Raw genomic sequence first — 1,192 nt, 5'->3', positions numbered from 1 at the left:
ATCCGATAGATTGAAAGGATAACTCGGTTCTTCAATTGCTCCTAATAATTCTGAAAAATAGCTTTCACTATCATTCTCAGTTTGTGCATGTAAAGTATGACCTATAAATTCTCTGTATAATACTGGTGCTGGTAAACTTGCTCCTTCTCCTGAAACATAAGCCGTAATCTCTGCTATAATTTTTTCAAAAGCTACGTGATCTAAGGTTAAGTGATGTGCACATAATAACAGGTAATAACTATTATTTTCTGCATCATCTGCAGATTGTAAACTTAGTAAAGGGGCTTTAGAAACATCTATCCTTTGGGTACCTGGAATTGTTAATTCCTTTAATGCTGATAATATATCAGTGTTACTAGCCACTGAGAACTCCTCAACTACTAGCTCTACATTTCTCAATACTACTTGGACTGCACTTGGTAATCCTTCGCTTACTACACAAGTTCGTAATACATCGTGACGATTCACTACAAATTGTAACGCTTCTACAAAAAGAGAACGCTTGTCCTTATCTGAAAAAGATAGTAAATTCGGTAATACATAAGGATCGCCTTGGTCTTTCCCACTCATTAAATAATGGAAATACATTCCTTCTTGTAATGGTGATAATGGATAAATATCCTGTATGTTTCCTACACCACTTGGAATACTAGCTACAATACTATCTAAATCTTCCTGTCCAAAATCTAATAACGGAACCATTGCGGGAACAATGCGATCTGTACCTACTGTAATTCCATTGGCTGGAACTTGATACATTTCTTCTGATAATCCTATTTTCTCACTCATTGAAGCAATTGTTGCATTTGAGAAAATATCTTTTACCCCAATGTTCAAATTAATCTTCTGTAAGCGTGAAATTAGTTGGACAACTAATAAACTGTGTCCGCCTAATTCAAAGAAATTATCGTAAACTCCTACTTTGTCTAATCCTAAAACTTCTTGCCAAATCCTTGCAATATCTGCTTCTACTTCATTTCTTGGTGCTACATATTCCTTAGTTGATAGTAATGAACCATCTGGCTCTGGTAAAGCCTTTCTGTCTAACTTCCCACTTGAGGTTAATGGCATCGCTTCTAACTCAACCCAAACCGTAGGAACCATGTATTCTGGTAAACTATCCTTTAATTCTAATTGAACAGCCTCTTTATCAAAATCACCTTCACTTACTACATATCCGACCAAACGTTTG

1 protein-coding gene is annotated in these 1,192 nt (G+C 35.7%); it reads right to left on the bottom strand.

Annotated elements, in window-relative coordinates; genetic code table 11:
• Positions 1-1,192, bottom strand: a 1,192-nt coding sequence (locus BVC87_RS22985; RefSeq protein WP_234974719.1) for a condensation domain-containing protein, incomplete at both ends; no start/stop codon positions are given.

The organism is Tenacibaculum agarivorans (assembly GCF_001936575.1).
Classification (GTDB): Bacteria; Bacteroidota; Bacteroidia; order Flavobacteriales; family Flavobacteriaceae; genus Polaribacter; species Polaribacter agarivorans.
This window is presented reverse-complemented; position numbering and strand designations above follow the sequence as displayed.